This window comes from Paenibacillus qinlingensis (genome assembly GCF_013204845.1).
Classification (GTDB): domain Bacteria; phylum Bacillota; class Bacilli; order Paenibacillales; family NBRC-103111; genus Paenibacillus_E; species Paenibacillus_E qinlingensis.
This window is the reverse complement of sequence record NZ_JABMKY010000011.1, coordinates 204321-222771: the sequence shown is the minus strand read 5'-3', so window position 1 is coordinate 222771 and position 18451 is coordinate 204321. Positions and strand designations below refer to the sequence as shown.

Here is an 18451-nt window from a genome sequence, read left to right as displayed (position 1 = left end):
AAAGAAGCCGTTCCTAAGGTCGGAAGACCTTAAGAGCGGCTTTCATGGTAGAGTAGGGTTTATTTCCCCCATAGGAAGTCTTGTAATAAATACCTAAAACGAGGCGTATTACTTCTTATCTAACAAATTAGAAAATGGGAGGCTTTTATGGATAACCGGCATATATTATCCGCTTTAAGCTATTTCAGCGTATTTTTCGCTCCTTTTCTTTTGCCCATCGTTATTTATTTCGTTGTTACGGACCGAGAGGTTAAGCATCACGCCAAATGGGCGTTCCTCTCACATTGCTTGCCCATCGCAGGCTTCATTCTTACCTGGATATTGGGTTTAAACAGCATAGTTAATGGCGGTCACATGTCACAGTTCATCATACCATTGATACTAACCGGGCTTGCCTATTTGGTCGTATTTATCTGGAATATTGTCATGGGCATTAAGGTGTTAGCTCAATAAAAAAACCACCCAACACGCCTTCGTGTCAGGCAGTCTGCATGCATGAAATGTCTTAACTCACATTCACTCTTACCGTTTGCTTATAGAAACCGACCTGACCAGTTTCGACAGCACTCTCATTGATTAAGCGGAGCTTTCAGCTGAATGTCTTATTGTAAGCTTTCACCTCCAAATCATCCGCCGCAGAGTACGACTCGAATTTAAACCTTTTGAGAGGATGAAAAATGTCGGTGAAATTACGCTGGAGGGCATTAGTGAATTGAATCCGGAGTACATCTTCATCGGCAAAGACCGAAATTTGGGGACCTCTAGCCATGGGGCAAGTTAAAGGGTTGGATTACATGTCCAAGCTATTCTCAGTTAAATAAAAGCTATGCGCACAATGAAAAAGCCTGTATGTCTCCTTTTTATGAAGGGATATACAGGCTTTATTTGTTCAACGAAAGTGACGCTCGTGCCCTGCACGGTTACTGCCCCCTTTTTGCATACACATAGAAATTATAGATATACGGATTCTCTGCATCTGTAATTCCCTGTTGGGCGGAAATCTCATCCCACTCCGTATAGTCAACCTCTGGAAAGTAGGTATCTCCATCGAATTCATAATCGATCTTAGTCATATACAGCTTGTCCGCATAGGGTAGGAATAGACGGTAAATTTCCTCTCCGCCAAAAATGAAGATCTCTTCTTCTCCACTGCACATGGCTATGACTTCTTTAACGGAATGGGCGACCTCGCACCCCTTGGCAGAATAGCTCGTATCTCTAGTCAGAATGATGTTCCGTCTGCCAAGCAACGCTTTGCCGATAGACTCAAAATTCTTCCTCCCCAAAATGATTGAATGCCCCATCGTCGTTTTCTTTACGTACTGCCACTCTTTGGGGAGTCGCCACGGCAGATCATTATTTTTACCAATAACGCGATTCTTGTCCATTGCTACGATGAATGAGATTGTCAAAGCGATCACTGCCTTCCAATAGATTTACTACTCCGAAACAGTCAATTTCATCCGTATACCCGCTATGGTTTGTCCCGTATGATTTGTTTTTTTCTCTACCAAATAGGGCTTAAACCCTAGCTTAGTGTAAAATATCAATGCTCTTGTGTTCACATTATGGCAAACGAGATGCAGCTCTTGCACCTTTAGCTCATCTTTTGCTTTTGCCATCATTGTGCGGATTAAAGATTCGGCCGCTCCCGTACCTCTGGCTTCCGGAGAAACAATAACGTTGCCAAGCCAACAGTGTTTATTATCCTCTACACCATATATATTTGCATACCCCAGTATCTGCCCCTTCTCATCTACCACGACCGTTTGCTTTAATCTACTCTTGGTTGATTCCACGAGTTGTTCAGAAGTAAGTGGGTATTGCAGCACAGGTGACATATAGTACAGCTCTTCTGCATTGCGCGGAAAGGAGCTAATAGTCTCGAAATCCTCGATAGTTGCTGATCTACATGTGAACATGGGGACCCCTCCTTTTATGGTTAACGCCCAAAAAGGGCGTTACTGTGCTCTTTCCGCGCCGCGCGGCAGCCGTGGGAGCACTGTAAGGCCCGAAATGGGCCTTATTCTCCTGCGCCCCGGCGCGACCCTAGCTGTAACGCCCAAAAAGGGCGTTACTGTGCTCTTTCCTCGTCGCACGGCAGCCGCGGGAGCACTATAAGGCCCAAAATGGGCCTTATTCTCCTGCGCGCCGGCGCCGCCCCTAGCTGTAACGCCCAAAAAGGGCGTTACTGTGCTCTTTCCGCGTCGCGCCGCGGCTGCGGGAGCACTGTAAGGCCCGAAATGGGCCTTATTCTTCTGCGCGCCGGCGCCGCCCTAGCTGTAACGCCCAAAAAGGGCGTTACTGTGCTCTTTCCTCGTTGCGCGGCAGCCACGGGAGCACTATAAGGCCCGAAAAGGGCCTTATTCTCCTGCGCGCCGGCGCCGCCCTAGCTGTAACGCCCAAAAAGGGCGTTACTGTGCTCTTTCCTCGCCTCGCGGCAGCCGCTGGAGCACTGTAAGGCCCAAAATGGGCCTTATTCTCCTGCGCCCCGGCGCCGCCCCTAGCAGTAACGCCCAAAAAGGGCGTTACTGTGCTCTTTCCTCGCCGCGTGCCAGCCGCGGGAGCACTATAAGGCCCAAAATGGGCCTTATTTCTACTGCGCGCCGGAGCGACTCTAGCTGTAACGCCCAAAAAGGGCGTTACTGTGCCCTTTCCTCGTCGCGCCGCGGCTCTTTCCTCGCCTCGCCGCACAGCTGCCACATCCCTCTCATGCGCATAGCCATACAAATTCGAGAGGAAGCCCGCGTTTCCTTTTTTGTCATCTACGACGCTATCAAACGACAAAATCAGAGACCCCATGTCGAATAAGGAAATATATGGGTGGGTCCATGTAAGCAGGACCATAAGCACTTACTAGACTAGTCGAATCTAGTATTTAATTAAAATAACCATTGGTCAAATACATAGATTGATTTTGTTTTCGATTTCGATTTCGATTTCGATTTCGATTTTGATTTTGTTATCGGTTTGTCTTTCAGTTTCATACTCTATTTTGCAGGAGGTCTCCTATTGAAAAACTACACCTCGAAGATGACTAGAGTTTTACTAGCAACAAGCTTAACCGCAGGACTTTTCTCAACGGCTGCATTCACAACAGCGACATCTGCGTTTGCAGCAGATTCCGATCACGCTGAAGCACTCGAAGCAGCACCGGTCGATTTCAATATCATCGATGATGACCGCTTGGCCAAAGGGTTAATGGACCGAGGTCTATTAAGTAAAAGTGCTACACCTGAACAAATCAGCAAAGCTGTCAAATCGTATGTTGCTGCAAAGAACAATAAACTGGCTCCAACAACCAAAATGGACAAGCAAAATAATGAGATCGACAAAAGATCGAAGGATTTCATTACAAAGCAAAAAGGCAAGCTTTTATCACAATTAAACAAAGGCCATCTCGATTTGAAGAATGGTCTCCCGGGTGGCATCCCCATTCCATCCGCTAAACAAGATGCCTACAACGGTCCCGTGCGCGAGGATAAAGTCCTTGTTCTTTTGACCGAATTCTCGGATTTTAAACATAACAATGTCAAGCAAGAACCTGGATTCATGTTTGCCAAAGATTTTAATCGTGACCACTATCAGAAGCTCATGTTTGGCAATAAAGATTTCACTTTATTCGATGGCTCTAAGATCAAAACCTTCAAACAATACTACGAAGAGCAATCCGGTGGCAGTTATACGGTAAATGGCTATGTCTCCGATTGGTTAACCGTTCCAGGCAAAGCCGTAGAATACGGTGATGACAACCCTGCGGGAGGTCATGATAATCTCAACCCCAAAGGGCCTCGAGATCTAGTAAAAGATGCACTGAATGCTGCGGTGGCTACCGGCCTCAAATTAGCTGACTATGACAAGTTTGACTTATATGATTTAGATGGCGATGGCAATCAAAATGAACCTGATGGTCTAGTCGATCATCTGATGATTATTCATGCGGGTACGGGCCAAGAAGCTGGCGGCGGTCAGTTAGGCGATAATGCCATCTGGTCTCATCGTTGGACACTTAGTAGCGTGTATGCAATTCCAGGAACAACAGCAGGTGTAGATTATTGGGGTGGCCAAATGGCTGCTTATGATTATACGATCCAGCCTGAGGATGGTGCTGTTGGCGTTTTTGCTCATGAATATGGTCATGATTTAGGATTACCAGATGAATATGATACCCAGTATTCCGGGCAAGGGGAGCCCATTGCCTCTTGGTCCATCATGAGCGGTGGCAGTTGGAACGGCAATATTGCTGGGACAACGCCTAGTTCTTTTTCACCTCAAAATAAAGAGTTCTTCCAGAAAACCATGGGTGGCAACTGGGCCAATGTGACTGAAATTGATTCTTCCGACATTACGAAATTAGGTAAAGCCGCCATCATTGATCAGAGTGTAACGAAGTCCAACAATCCAGGTATCGTCAAAGTGACTTTGCCGGATAAAGCAGTGGCAGGCATCCAGCCAGCATTCGGGACGAAGTATTATTACAGCACAAAAGGCGACAATCTTCATACGACGCTTTCCACACCTGAATTTGATTTATCGCAAGCACAAACGGCGAAATTTGACTTTAAATCCCTTTATGAGGTCGAGTTCGAATATGACTACTTAACCGTTACAGCTTCGACCTACAACGAACAAGTTACCCTCGATATCATTGGTGATACGGACACGAATGGCGATGCACGTGCTGAAACCACGAACGGAGCTTGGGTAGACAAGTCCTATGATTTAAGCCGTTTTGCTGGTAAAAAAGTAACTCTCCACTTCGACTACGTCACGGATGGCGGGCTTGCATTGAATGGTTTTGCAATGGATAATGCGAAATTAACTGTCAATGGTCAAGTTGTGTTCTCCGATGATGCCGAAGGAGCTTCCCAGTTTAAACTAGACGGCTTTGTCGTCTCGAACGGGATTGAATTTAAGAAACACTATTACTATCTGGAGTGGAGAAACTACGCAGGGTCTGATAAAGCTTTAGCTTTTAGCCGTGGTGTCAAATATAATACAGGACTTCTCGTGTGGTACGCAGATGACAGTTATTTGGATAACTGGACTGGTATCCATCCTGGACAAGGCTTCCTCGGTGTCGTGGATTCGCACGCTGATGCGATGATTTTCAAGAAAGACGGACAAGATTCTGTCTCTCAAACGACGCGTTATCAAGTAGCAGATGCAGCCTTCTCGCTGGACAAAACACCATCTTGGTACATCAACAACCCTACCCGTGGTGAGTATACGTATAAGTCTCTGCAAGGCGTCGAAGAATTCTCTGATGCCAAGAGCTATATGAATACATTGATACCAGATGCCGGACGCCTAGTGCCGAAATATGGATTAAAGTTCCGAGTCGTCGGTGAAGCCAAAGATAATTCTGCTGGATTAGTTTGGATTCATAAGTAATTATGTTCACACAAAAGCCTGCTACTATGCGGGTTTTTGTGTTTTTTTGCATTGAATATTTGGATATATTTATTTGAAATAAAACTTCAATAAAAACTAATAATTTAAAATTTTATTGCAAACATAATAATTTTTGATTATCATGGTAACTAGTTCACGACAACTACCACAATAAAGGAGGCAAATGTATGTTTAGTTTTAATAGATTTAGAAGGCAAGTTTCTATGATGTTAGCCCTTGCCATATTAATGAGTTCATTTTTAGGATTCAATGTAAACGCTTCCGAAAATGAGAGCCCTCTTCCTACAACCGCAAATTCAGTAAGTGTTACGAACGCTACGTACAGCAAAATAGAACTTACTGCTGCTTCGCTCACGATTGCTCCCAGTACTACTCAGACTTACACGCTTAATGCTTACGATTCAGTTGGCACTCCTGTCCCCATTGCATCTGATCAGGTGACATGGCAAGCAGATAGCAGCATTGGCACCATCTCATCTAGCGGGGTACTAACCGCACCAGCAGCTGTTTCTGGTTTCGCGCACGGGTATGTGCATGCAACTTATGATGGACTTACGACTTCAAGCCTTGTTCTAGTAGGGAATAAAGTGTCTACTGTTTTTGAAGATTTCGAGAGTACAGCTAAAAATGGAAAAACGCTGCTGAGTGCGGACAGAACGACTTCTACAGCTCCTATAGCTCCCCCCTCATCTTCTGTCTTGAGTATTGTCAATCGACAAGCAGATCCGGTACTTTACGGCAATAGTTCAGCAAAGCTTTCATATAACATGTTATTGAGTCCTCCCGGTACATTCGGAGTGTATCTGAGCTTACACGATTTAGCGACTGGAAGTTTAAATCGTCCCATGACAGATAACCCTCTGAAGGTTGGTGTCTGGGTTTATGGAGATGAATCCCTGCATTGGCTTCGTGCACGACTAAGGAATGTAACTACGAGTGCTGTCGCCACAATTGATTTCGTTCCAACTGCAACAGGTATCAACTGGAAAGGATGGCGGTATGTCACCGTCGATATTCCGAGCAATCATAAATTTATGGATCTCTACGTGGTTGAAACGAATAATACGAGAAAGAATGCAAGCGTTATTTACTACGACCAATTAAGCGTCTTCTATACGAATACGACAACGTTTGGTTTAGACATTCAGGGACTTACACCGATGCAAATCGGACAAACGAGAACAGCACAAGCTTATATAACGAAAAAAGATAGTGTAGCTCCTGAACTTACAACTAGCGGTGTCACTTATTTGAGCAGCCGTCCAGATATCGCTTCTGTAGATGGCAATGGTCAAGTAACAGCTCTAAAGTCAGGCAAAACATCGATTGTTGCTCTCTATGCAGATGCACAGCCAGCTGTTTATGAGCTAACCGTAAGCGATACGCCACCTGTTGTTGATGCCATTGAATTATTTGGTTCACCGACGTTGGAAGCAGGTAGAACGAATGCCGTGCTGTTAAGGGCTACCTTTGCAGGTCAAACTGCTAAATTAGATGTTACATCTGTTAGCGGTGCGAATATGACAAGTTCTAATACTGATGTAGCTATTGTGGAAAGCACCGGTAAAGTAAAAGCACTAAGCGTGGGTACTTCAACGATTACAGCTACGTTCGGTGGGCAAACCGCTTCTTACTTAGTAACCGTTATTGAACCCATACCCGTACTTACAAAAATTCAGTTAGCTGATGTGCATTCGCTTACAATTGGGTCTACCCTTCAGGCCAACGTAAATGCCATCTATAACTTGCTTGATCAACCGCAAGCACCTGTCTTGGTGTCCCAAGGCGTTACCTTCACGAGCAGTAAAACAAATGTAGCAACGATTGATGCATCCGGTGTTATTACAGCATCTAATGTCGGGGTAACGCTGATTACGGCCACATTAGGAACTAAAACTGCAACCTATTCGCTGGTTGTCAATCAGGTTCAGTCCGCTCCAAAAAGAGAGATGAGAGCCGCATGGGTAGCATCGGTTGAGAATATTGACTGGCCGAAGAAAGGCGTCGTCAATGCCGAGCAACAGCGGCAAGCATTCAAAGACCTACTAGACAGCCTAGCCGCTACGGGTATCAATGCCATTATTACACAGGTAAGACCGACTTCAGATGCGCTTTATCCATCAGAGCTTAATCCATGGTCGGAATGGTTAACCGGCACACAGGGCCAAGATCCAGGCTATGATCCCCTGGCGTTCATGATTGAAGAGGCTCGCAAGCGGAATATGGAATTCCATGCTTGGTTCAATCCTTATCGGATCAGGAATGATCAAGACACTAGTAAACTTGCCGCGAACAGCCCAGCAAAACTACACCCCGAGTGGGTAGTCAACTATGGTGGAAAGCTTGGTTACAATCCCGGCATTCCAGCTGTGAAACAGTATGTTATCGACAGCGTGATGGAAGTTGTTAAAAAGTATGACATCGATGGTGTTCATTTTGACGATTACTTCTATCCATATCCAGTGACGGGCGTGGATTATCCAGATAGTGCTGAGTTTGCTCAGTATGGAACTGGCCTCTCCTTGGGCGACTGGCGTAGACATAATGTCGATTCACTCATCCAAGCATTATCACAGGAAATAAAACTAGAGAAACCCTATGTACAATTTGGCATAAGCCCATTTGGTATCTGGAAGAATAAGTCCGTTTCACCGGATGGTTCGGATACGAACGGATTGCAAAGCTACGATACGATTTATGCGGATACCGTCAAATGGATTCAACAAGGTTGGATTGACTATGTCACCCCACAGTTATATTGGTATATTAACTACGGTCCTGCGGCTTACGATAAGTTGGTCGATTGGTGGAAAGAGCAAGTAAAAGGAAGAAACGTCAATCTGTATACAGGTAATGGCGTTTATAAAGTCGGTGAAGACATCGATCCGAACTGGCAAGATCCTGAACAGATTTCTAATCAAATTAAGTACAATCGTAATTTTGCAGATGTGAAAGGTACAATGCTCTTTGGTGCAAGCAGTGTGCTTAATAATCCGTTAGGCGTGAGGGATAATCTTGCTAGTTCACTGTTTCGTTATCCTGCCTTATTGCCGAAAATGAGCTGGCTGGATGCAGTTGCGCCTGATGCCCTGCAAGAGGTTTCCGCTCAGTCTGTACGTACGGGTGTTAACTTAAATTGGCGAGATACACAGGCAGACACAGCGTACTATGTTATCTACCGAGCACAAGGCGAAGATGCGCCTGACATCAACAATCCTGCTACCATATTGAAGCAAGTCAGGAAACAGCCAAATACAACTCAGAGTATTGTGGATACAAGTGCGATTTCCTCCGAAACCTACTCATATATCGTAACAGCTGTGGATCGGCTTCATAATGAAAGCCCAGCTAGTGAGCGTAAGACAATTACTTATGTTCAGCCCGAACCGGAACCAGATCCAGATCCAACGCCAAATCCAGGACAAGGTTCAGTGTTGCCGTCTGCGCCAGCTACTGATGTCCAAGAAATTCAAGTGTCTGAGCTGCAAAGCACGAATGAGACACAGGTAACGATTACCGTTAAACCTAATGTAGAAACGATTCAATTGCCTGCGCATACAGCTAGTCTACTTGGCGGCAGCAAAGATCTCGTTCTTCAGTTGAATGCCTTATCCATCACCATACCTAATTCCGTATTAACAGCAGCTGAACAAGTAGTTCCGAGCAATGACAGCACGTCTAAACTTATCTTCTCCGTTATCCCTGTATCGGGGGATCAGTTGACATCCTTGGAGAATAAAGGCGGGATTGCACATGGAGCTAAACTTCATGCCGCTGCTGTTTATCACTTGAAGTTAACGGTTCAGAGCTCTGAAGGGACAAGTACGGAAATCAATACATTTGTCAATCCAATGCGTTTCACATTTGCAGTTCCGCAGGGCATCGATGCATCCAAAGCAGGAGTCTATTATGTGACTGAAAATGGCGAACTCGCTTATGTAGATGGACAATTATCAAACGACAAGAGCTCAATTACAGCAAGTATCTCCCACTTCAGCACGTACGGCATTTTCGAATTCAACAAGACTTACAATGATGTTGCCAATGGACATTGGGCGTACGCAGCAGTGGATGATCTGAGCCGTAAACTTATTGTAAACGGTGTGGACGATGATTCCTTTGGTCCAGAGCGCAGCATAACACGTGCCGAATTTACTGCTCTTCTTGTAAGGGCATTAGGCTTGAAAGAAGCATCTTCCACTCCTTATCAGGATGTGAAATCTTCTGATTGGTTTGCTAGTGAAGTTGCTATTGCTCAACGGTCAGGGATCGTTACAGGCATGACAGATACTATTTTTAATCCAAATGGTACCGTGAGTCGTGAGCAGATGGCGAAGATGCTAGTGAGAGCCTACCTGATTAAACACCCCCTTGTTAAGGAACTGACCGGGGACTCTAAGTTCTCAGATTTCATGAACGTACAGGAATGGGCTAAACCATTTGTTAATCAAGCTGCACAATTAGGCTTGGTTACGGGGCGTGAAGCAAATGTATTTGCACCTTCAGCAATCTTAAGTCGTGGAGAAAGTGCGCAAGCCATATTTAATTTACTTCATCTGAATCCATAATTGAAAACCACCCCTTCGTACAGTCATTGGTTGTTATAACCATGGAAGTATATAAGGGGTGGTTTTTTGGGGATGTGCAATCCCCGTATTAATCTTTCAGCCATTCGAGACCTCATATAATCTCCGAATACCTCCATTTATCTCCCTTTATCTGCCATTCCTTCGGTTGTCAACCTGGTAGGGGTCTGCTACTCTTTGGATAACAAAACCTATAAACGGGAAAAGGGGCTACCCCCATGCTGAATCGGAATCTCATGTTAACGGATACACAGCGATTTTTGCTTCGAAATGTGTCCATCATTGTGCTCGGTCTCTTCATTAACCAAATGCTCCAAACCGTGGGAAGCATCGTTCTAGCTCGTGTCTTAGACGATCCTACCAAATTCGGGCAAGTGAATCTCTTGTTGCAAATTTTCGGTATGGCCTCCTTGTTTCTTAATGTCGGATTCAACTCCTCCTTGATCTACACCTTTTCTAGGAAGCCGGCCCAGGCGATACAAACCAATTTTCGCGTAGCCTTTTTCGGGAGCTCACTATTCGGCGTTATTTTCGGGATCCTACTCGCGCTACTCGCACCAATTCTAGCAAATTATTATCATTTACCTGAGCTAAAAGGTGCCCTGATCCTGAGCTCGATCATGTTTGTTTTCAACTCCCTTATCAATATTGGTGTCGCTTCTTTCTCAGGAAACCGTGATTTCGGTGTTCAGGCCTTCTTCATGGTCATTACTACTACGCTTGCCACTTCGGGTACCGTTGTCGGCGTATTATTGCCCGTTGGTTCGTTGAACCTTCTCGAAAATATCTCGCTATGGATGAGCGTAGGGGCGATCCTTACGGCTCTTTTTATTGGCTGGAAAGTTGAACGTGTGCATAATCCGAAATGGTTCGGTGGCATCCCCATGCAAGAGGTTCGGGGCATGATGGCATACGGCTTGCCTTCCTGGGCGGGTAATATCGCGAAAGCATTTCAGCAGCCTTTTCTGGTCATGATGGTTGGTTCCAGTTCGGTTATCGCTGTTGGTTATTTATCGAATGGATTCCGTATAACAGGCTTCATCGGCATCATTACATGGGCGTTCATGATTGTCACCTTCCCATTCGTGGCCGAAAGCGCGCAAGATATGAAAGAAAGCAAGCACCGTGGGACGAGCTGTGTCCGGTATAACAACATTTTTCTGTATCCGCTGACAGCGCTCATTTGTTTATATCCCGATCAGATTAACGGATTTCTATTCGGGGAGAGCTTTACATCCGGGGATTCCGCTGCTTATATTCGACTGATGGCTTTAGGCGTCTTATTTTCCTCCGTAGGTCGGCTTGGCGGCAGCATCTTAGCGGGAATTGGCAAAACGAAAGCGAACTTCTGGGTCATGATCGTGGCTGGGATTTTCGTCATTGCCATCGTCCCCTTTATTGCAGCTGAGAGTCCCGTCTTGGCCGTTTGGATTTATACGGGAGGTTGGGCTGTCTCCGCGCTCGCGATGATTGGATTTTTCTATTATGAAAAATTTCCGCTTGATTGGTGGAAAGCTTACGGACAGCCTCTTCTACCTACAATTGGAATGATGGCCATTATGGAAGCTGGCTCGTTTGCCAAGGGATGGTATCCCATTTTCATCGTCGCTGGACTTGTGGGGTTGCTCCTGTTTACGATTATGATTGAAAAACGCCCCCATACGGGGACCGACATACATACGCCAGCAGCCCGCTGAATATAGGGTTACATGCAGAAAAGCACTTCAAAGGCAGTCATACTGCCATGAAGTGCTTTTTGTTTGCAAATGTTAGATTGAATACGCATATTTGTTATTCGGTGTAATATCCCCTAGGGCAGGATTCTGCTCCTTCACCAATATGCGATCCAGAATCAACTGTTCAAAATAGGCGAACCCGCTGTCCCGCACGCGGGGCCGTGGGAGCGTGATTTTCACATCGAGGGCGATCTGGCCCTCTTCGATTAGAATAACACGATCCGCCAGCTGAACGGCTTCCGAAACGTCATGCGTAACGAGCAGCGCCGTAAACTTCTGCTGATACCACAACCGCTCAATCAGTTGCTGCATCTCGATGCGGGTCAACGCATCAAGCGCGCCGAGCGGCTCATCCAACAGCAGCAGGCGAGGCTGCCCTGCCAAAGCACGGGCCAGTGCAACGCGTTGGCGTTGCCCCCCAGACAGAACCCCCGGCCATTCATTCGTTCTGTCCGCAAGACCTACTTGCGCAAGAACCTCCTCAGCTCTCCACCGCGAGCCGTCTCTCACCCCAACCTGAACATTCGCGAGCACGCGGTTCCATGGAAGCAGACGCGCATCCTGGAACAACACACGTGTTTCGGAATGGATGCCTTTGAGCGTCTGGCCATCGACCTCGATTTGGCCGCTCGAAGGCTTATCCAGCCCGGCGATTAAGCGCAGCAGTGTGCTTTTGCCGCAGCCGCTTCGCCCGACAATCGCAATAAATTCACCGGGTGCTACGTCCAGCTCCACACCTTGCAGCACTTGCTTTTGCCCAAAAACCTTCGCAGCCTGCTTCACTTGTAATCGAATGCCAGTACTTTCCGCCATCGTGCCCACTCTCCTTTATGGTTTCAAGAAATTAGGATGCCATTGCAGCCATGCATGTTCCAGAAGCTTCGCTATATAGTCGGATATTTTGCCTAGCAGGGCATAGACGATAATACTCAGAATAACAACATCCATTTGCAAAAATTCTCTAGCATTCATCGCCATGTAGCCAATCCCTGAAGAGGACGAAATCGTTTCGGCCACGATTAAAGTTATCCACATAATACCTAGTGAGAAACGAACCCCGACCAAAATCGAGGGCAGCGCACCCGGAATAATGATTTTGCGGAAGAGATGAAAATGGCGAAGCCCGTAAACACGACCCATTTCGATTAAACCTGGATCGACAGACCGAATACCGTGGAATGTATTTAAATAAATCGGAAAGAACACGCCTAATGCAACTAAGAAGAGCTTGCCTTCTTCACCAATACCAAACCAGAGGATAACCAACGGAATCATCGCTAGATGAGGAATATTCCGCAGCATTTGTACCGATGTGTCCGTCACCTTTTCAAGGATAGGAAAGAGTCCATTAATTAAACCTAGGGCAAAACCGATACTCCCACCAATCGCAAAGCCGATGAATGCTCGTTTGGAACTGGCACCAATATACGTAAATAGGGTACCTTTCTCTGCCAAATGGACACCAGCCGCGAATACGGCTGAAGGTGTAGATAGTATTCGGGTGGAAATGACCCCAAATTGCCCCAATAGCTGCCATAAAACGATAAGTACAATCGGAAGCGCCCACGGGAGCAGCCCTTTAACCAGAGACTTTGACAGGTTGGTTGTCATCGGACCGAACCCCCTTTGCTGGCTTCGGCAACTCCGTGTTGGCGATGAGTTCTCCAAACGGACTTACGTAATTCGCAGATTCAGAAGAACGCTTCTTTTGCGTGTTCAATGGCAAATGCGGGAATAGCAGCTCCGCTGTCCGATAAGCCTCTTCCAAGTGCGGATAGCCCGAGAAAATAAACGTCTCAATACCTAGGTCCGCATACTCTTTCATTCGTGCCGCAACCGTCTCCGGATCACCGACCAAAGCTGTCCCTGCACCTCCGCGCACAAGCCCGATGCCCGCCCACAGATTAGGACTAATTTCCAGCTTGGTCCGATCACCCTTGTGCAGCTCTGCCATACGGCGTTGGCCAACAGAGTCCATAGTTGCGAATATTTTCTGCGCAGAAGCAATGGTCTCATCGTCCAGATGGGAAATGAGGCGATTGGCATCTGCCCAAGCTTCCTCTGAGGTTTCACGTACGATGACATGCAATCGAATCCCAAACTTCACCGTGCGGCCGCGTTTAGCTGCAGCTTCGCGAACTGTTTTAATTTTCTCAGCAACTTGAGCTGGCGGCTCTCCCCACGTTAAGTACACATCGACATGATCTGCTGCTACTTCAATCCCAGCTGGTGAGGAGCCACCGAAATAAATCGGCGGGTACGGTGCTTGGATCGGCGGATAGACAATCTTCCCACCTTTGACTTTCAAATGTTCACCTGTGAAATCGACTTGTTCACCGGCCAGTTCTTTGCGCCAAATGTGCAAGAATTCGTCCGTCAAATTGTATCGAGCATCATGCTCCAGGAAAAGTCCCTCCGCTTCAAGCTCCTTCGCATCCCCGCCTGTGACGACGTTAATCAATAATCGACCATCCGATAACCGATCGAAGGTGGAAGCCATTCTGGCCGAAAGGGTCGGCGACATCAAGCCCGGTCTGACTGCGACTAGAAACTTCAGCCGCTCTGTCACGGGAATTAAGGACGATGCGACTACCCATGCATCCTCGCAAGATCTACCCGTCGGCAACAGTACGCCACCATAGCCTAGTTGATCTGCCGCTTGCGCAATCTGCTTCATGTAGCCATAGTCAACTGCGCGCGCCCCTTTCGTTGTTCCAATGTATCTGCTGTCTCCGTGTGTCGGAATGAACCAGAATACTTCCATCTTCATCGTCTCCCTTATTCTTTATGAGTAGCTCGAACCTATTTCGTAGCTGGCAATACGGCATCTTTTACTTTAATTTCTTTGGGAATCAGTCCTAGTTTGAAAAAGGTATCAGCGATTTTCTGTTGTTCATTGATCAAAGCATCATCGATTGGCAAAATGCCGTATGTTCTGCGTTTTGCCGCGCGTTCCAGGGAAGGTACGTCAATACCTAGCTGCGGAGACAACGTTTCGGCAAGCTCTTTCGGGTGATCTTTGGACCAGACATCTACTTTGGCCAATTGATCTAATACAACTTTGACCGTATCTTTATTGCTTTCTGCATAAGAACGTGTTGCTAGATAAAATTCGTGATTGGCTACAGTGTCTTTGCCGTCAGCTAAGATTTTTGCTTTGGCAGACGTTTCTGCCGCTGAGAAGAACGGATCCCAGATGACCCAAGCATCGACGCTGCCTTTCTCAAACGCTGCTCTCGCATCTGCTGGTGGTAGGAAAACAACTTGAATATCTTCATATTTCAAACCAGCTTTTTCGAGCTGCTTCACTAACAGGTAATGCACGTTGGAACCTTTATTCAAGGCAACTTTCTTGCCTTTCAGCTCAGCAACCGATTTAATCTCGGATTTCTCAGGAATGAGAATCGCTTCACTAGCAGGGCTTGCGGGTTCATGCCCTAAGTAAACGAGCGGCGTACCTGCAGCCTGTGCAAAAATCGGCGGCGCTTCTCCCGTATGCCCCAAATCAATGCTGCCAACATTCATCGCTTCTAGCAGCTGAGGACCACCTGGGAACTCCGTCCATTGAATGGTGATGCCTTTTTCTTTAAGCGCTTTATCTAGCTCGCCGTTCGCTTTCAAGAAGTTTACTGTACCGTATTTCTGATAACCGATGCGTAGTGTCGTACTTTTCTCTGATTTTGTTGTAGCCGCTGGCGCTTTCGTATCAGCTGCGCCCGTTGTCGACTTAGAAGCCGTTCCGCAACCACTTAGCACCGTAATTAACAACGTGGATAATACAAGACTCGTGAGTAGATTTTTTTTCATCATAAAGCCCCCCTTATTTCTTATATAGTTTGTTTACAGCGTGCATCGATTGGATACAAAAAAAGAGACACAGCACTTCCCCTTCATGGAAGTTTCGCTTGTGTCTCCGGTGGTCCGGTCGATACATAATTATTCTGATAAGATTACTTGGTTTTAATTTATCAGCATTCTTGGTGTACGTCAATAGTTTTATTAGAAAATTTTGTAACTTGTGGCCTCCGTCTCATTCTCCTACCCGATAACCCCGAAAAGGGAAGGGTGAGTTGGAGGAAGCGACGCAGCATCGAAAGAAGAGGACGCAGATGGTGAATCCAGCCGCATTTGTTGGAGAGGGAATGGAGGAAGCGACGCAGCATCGAAAGAGGAGAACGCAGAGGGTGAGTCCAGCCGCCTCAGTTGGAGAGTGGAACGGAGGAAGAGACACAGCATCGAAAGAGGAGAACGCAGAAGGTGCGTCCAGCCGCCTCAGTTGGCAAAGTTGGTATCCGTCGAGGCATGTTCCAAGGAACTAGGACGCCCGTGCACTGTTTAGATGGAAAATCTACAGTTAAATTTGGCGAATTCCTTGGATTTCGGCGATTAGATGGAAAAAGTCCAGCTATTTTAATCGCTATCTAAGGAAACGGGGAAAAAGTGGAATATTAACTGTAGAAAATACAGCTAGTTCGTCAAATTGGTGGATTCAAGCTCAAATAGATGGAGAAAATCCAGTTAGTTATCCAACTGAGAGCTAGCCAGTCCCAACATCCCCAGCAAGTATAGAGTAAGCCAACATCGAAAAAGCCAACCACCCCAATCGGCAGTTGGCTTCCTTTCCAAACTCAAGTACTCAAGTCCCACAAAACGTTTGATATGCACAAGCCGAAGGTTCCGGCAGCGCGGCATACTCCACCTGCTCCGGTGCGTGCGCGAAGGGATTCGCTAGCACAGAAAGAAGTCGCTCCATCACGCTATAATCACCGTGTTCGACCGCGGCTTCTAAGGCTTCTTCTACGCGATGATTGCGTGGAATAACCGCAGGATTAGCGCTGCGCATCAATTGCTGTGAGGCCGTTTGATCTTCCTTTTGCCTCCCCAGTCTTGCCTGCCATTGTTCCTGCCAAGGGGCAAATTCTGGGGCGCTGAACAGGTCTGATTCCTCTGTTTTATTAAACGTCAAGGCTAAAAACGTATTCGTATAATCCGCACTATGCTTCTCCATCATACTTAACAATCCTTCGATCAGCGCAAGATCGTCTTGCTCTTCATGAAAAATCCCTAGCTTCGCTCTCATACCCGTGAGCCACGATTGTTGATAGGTCGCGGAAAATTCGGACAGCGCACCCTCGGCTAGCTTAATTGCTTGCTCCTCATCAGCATGCAGCAGCGGCAACAGCGTTTCTGCCAATCTAGCCAAATTCCACACCGCAATACGCGGTTGATTGCCATAGGCGTACCGACCATGCGTGTCGATAGAGCTGAACACTGTCGCTGGGTCATAGCCATCCATGAAGGCACAAGGACCATAATCAATCGTTTCTCCGCTAATCGCCATATTATCGGTATTCATCACGCCGTGAATAAAGCCAACAAGCTGCCATTTCGTAATAAGCTTGGCTTGACGCTTAATCACTTCCTGAAGGAAGTGAAGGTAACGTTGCTCACTCCCGTTCTCACTTGCATCAACTTCTGGGTAATGTCTCTGTATGGTGTAATCCGCAAGCGCCTGAACATCCTCCACCGACCCATATTGAGCAGCATATTGAAACGTACCAACGCGAATATGACTTGCCGCTATGCGTGTCAGCACTGCACCAGGCAGCTCCGTTTCACGGTAAATAACATCCCCTGTTGTTACAACAGCTAAACTTCGCGTCGTAGGAATACCAAGTCCGACCATCGCTTCGCTGATGATGTATTCACGCAGCATCGGTCCAAGGGCAGCACGGCCATCCCCTCTTCGGGAATACGGCGTTCTGCCCGAACCTTTCAGCTGAACATCCACCCGTTCCCCTTGGGGAGTGATCTGTTCGCCCAGCAGGATAGCACGACCATCCCCTAACATGTTAAAATGCCCGAATTGATGTGCCGCATAAGCTTGCGCAAGCGGTATCGAACCTTCTGCAATATGGTTGCCTGCCAGCGTAGCCACACCCTCTTCGCTTCGCAATGCCGAAGCATTCAACCCGAGCTCCTTGGCAACGGGCTCATTCAAAACAACCAACTTCGGTGCGCGCCCAGGCGTGGGATCAACCTTTGTAAAGAAGGTTTGCGGCAGACGTGCATAACTGTTATCAAAGTTCCAGCCTGTATCTTGTTTTGCCATATGATCTGTCATCGTATCTCCTCTTTCTTGCTCCAACATCCTACTTTCCCAATTATATCATAGTCGACAAAAAAACCTCTTCATAAGCATTATCGAAGAGGTTTCCCATATAGTTTTCTAAGACTGATGCTGCGTTGCAAATCGTTTTAAAATGGATATTGTATTAAAATGCATGCCCTCGTGATACATTGTGAAATTTAAGAACTCCCCAATGGTACTTAGAAGTAGACCGCTGCCTGTTGTGAATGGCTTCGACACGCTTTCATCTAAACGATCGCGTAATAGACGCTGAATCCGCTTTGGTTGCTCAGCAAGCAACACAAGTAACTCATCAAGCGTAGGAAGTTCCTCGTTCCATTCGGATGGTCTGGTTCCTTTTGCAAATAATCGCTCAAAGTTCTCAGGAATTTGTAACGGTTCGCCAACAAAATGAAAAGCAAACTTCTCTTGCACGAAAATAATGTGCCCCAAATTCCACCGGATGTTGTTATTAAATCCTTCGGGTATGTGGTCTATTGTGTTTTCCGATAGCCCTGCAACCGCTTTGATGGTAGATTGACGAATAAAATCCAGTTGCTTGAGCGTGATTTGCTCCATAAGAT

12 protein-coding genes are annotated in these 18451 nt (G+C 46.6%); 4 read left to right on the top strand and 8 right to left on the bottom strand.

Annotated features, from left to right (window positions below; translation table 11 throughout):
• Nucleotides 1-147: 147 nt before the first annotated feature.
• Nucleotides 148-453 carry a hypothetical protein gene (locus tag HQN88_RS20490; protein WP_173115950.1) on the top strand — a complete coding sequence of 102 codons (306 nt, stop codon included), beginning with the start codon at nucleotides 148-150 and terminating at the stop codon, nucleotides 451-453.
• Nucleotides 454-920: 467 nt separating this feature from the next.
• On the opposite strand, the gene HQN88_RS20485 is transcribed toward HQN88_RS20490, so the two are convergent.
• Nucleotides 921-1412 (bottom strand): dihydrofolate reductase, encoded by a 492-nt coding sequence (locus tag HQN88_RS20485; protein WP_173115948.1) that lies wholly within the window; start codon nucleotides 1410-1412, stop codon nucleotides 921-923.
• Nucleotides 1413-1439: 27 nt separating this feature from the next.
• Complete coding sequence (locus tag HQN88_RS20480; protein WP_173115947.1) at nucleotides 1440-1922, bottom strand: GNAT family N-acetyltransferase; 483 nt, start codon at nucleotides 1920-1922, stop codon at nucleotides 1440-1442.
• Nucleotides 1923-3033: 1111 nt separating this feature from the next.
• On the opposite strand from HQN88_RS20480, the gene HQN88_RS20475 reads away from it, so the two are divergent.
• The 3 genes from HQN88_RS20475 (at nucleotide 3034) to HQN88_RS20465 (ending at nucleotide 11698) form a co-directional block, all read left to right on the top strand.
• Entirely contained in the window at nucleotides 3034-5394 is a 2361-nt protein-coding gene (locus HQN88_RS20475; RefSeq protein ID WP_173116034.1) for an immune inhibitor A domain-containing protein, read from the top strand.
• A 188-nt stretch (nucleotides 5395-5582) separates the two neighbouring features.
• Nucleotides 5583-9983 (top strand): family 10 glycosylhydrolase, encoded by a 4401-nt coding sequence (locus HQN88_RS20470; protein WP_173115946.1) that lies wholly within the window; start codon nucleotides 5583-5585, stop codon nucleotides 9981-9983.
• A gap of 236 nt (nucleotides 9984-10219) precedes the next feature.
• Complete coding sequence (locus HQN88_RS20465; RefSeq protein ID WP_173115945.1) at nucleotides 10220-11698, top strand: lipopolysaccharide biosynthesis protein; 1479 nt, start codon at nucleotides 10220-10222, stop codon at nucleotides 11696-11698.
• Nucleotides 11699-11770: 72 nt separating this feature from the next.
• On the opposite strand, the gene HQN88_RS20460 is transcribed toward HQN88_RS20465, so the two are convergent.
• The 6 genes from HQN88_RS20460 to HQN88_RS20435 all read right to left on the bottom strand — a co-directional run bounded on the left by HQN88_RS20460 (nucleotide 11771) and on the right by HQN88_RS20435 (nucleotide 18446).
• Nucleotides 11771-12550, bottom strand: coding sequence for an ATP-binding cassette domain-containing protein (locus tag HQN88_RS20460; RefSeq protein ID WP_173115944.1), 780 nt, complete (start codon nucleotides 12548-12550; stop codon nucleotides 11771-11773).
• 15 nt (nucleotides 12551-12565) lie between these two features.
• On the bottom strand, nucleotides 12566-13348 hold the full coding sequence (gene ssuC, locus HQN88_RS20455; protein WP_173115943.1) for an aliphatic sulfonate ABC transporter permease SsuC: 783 nt from the start codon (nucleotides 13346-13348) through the stop codon (nucleotides 12566-12568).
• Nucleotides 13317-14501, bottom strand: coding sequence for an FMNH2-dependent alkanesulfonate monooxygenase (gene ssuD, locus HQN88_RS20450; RefSeq protein ID WP_173115942.1), 1185 nt, complete (start codon nucleotides 14499-14501; stop codon nucleotides 13317-13319). The genes ssuC and ssuD overlap by 32 nt, the downstream gene beginning before the upstream one ends.
• 38 nt (nucleotides 14502-14539) lie before the next feature.
• A complete protein-coding gene (locus tag HQN88_RS20445; RefSeq protein WP_420794170.1) occupies nucleotides 14540-15547 on the bottom strand; it encodes a sulfonate ABC transporter substrate-binding protein in 1008 nt (335 codons plus the stop codon).
• An 826-nt stretch (nucleotides 15548-16373) separates the two neighbouring features.
• Nucleotides 16374-17861, bottom strand: coding sequence for a protein adenylyltransferase SelO (locus HQN88_RS20440; RefSeq protein WP_173115941.1), 1488 nt, complete (start codon nucleotides 17859-17861; stop codon nucleotides 16374-16376).
• Between the two features lie 105 nt (nucleotides 17862-17966).
• Nucleotides 17967-18446: a DinB family protein gene (locus tag HQN88_RS20435; protein ID WP_173115940.1), complete on the bottom strand. Its 480-nt coding sequence runs from the start codon at nucleotides 18444-18446 to the stop codon at nucleotides 17967-17969.
• Between the last annotated feature and the right edge of the window lie 5 nt (nucleotides 18447-18451).